Annotated in this window: 1 protein-coding gene; it reads left to right on the forward strand. The window is 49.8% G+C overall.

What is annotated here, in order from left to right:
• Window positions 1-243, forward strand: a 243-nt coding sequence (locus MO867_RS23050) for a DUF7168 domain-containing protein (protein ID WP_252473486.1), incomplete at both ends; no start/stop codon positions are given.

The following is a 243-nucleotide window of genomic DNA, read 5'->3' on the forward strand; positions in this document are numbered from 1 at the left end:
TAATGCAGAAGTATGGTATTTCCAAGGCAGATGTGGCGGCCAGCGATGTGGATAGTTATATCTCATCGGCCATTGATAGTGGCAGAACGCCACCGGCTCACATGGCCATATTGATGAATATGGTTGCCGGGGCATTTGGTGTTGACCTGGTTTACCACTCGCAATTTGACAATGGCAAGTGGCGCGGAGTGGTTGAGTTTTTCGGCCTGGATGGTTCACCAGAGATTGCTGCTTATGCCTTTG

The sequence above is a fragment of the Microbulbifer okhotskensis genome, assembly GCF_023895975.1.
In the GTDB taxonomy this organism is placed as follows: Bacteria; Pseudomonadota; Gammaproteobacteria; order Pseudomonadales; family Cellvibrionaceae; genus Microbulbifer; species Microbulbifer okhotskensis.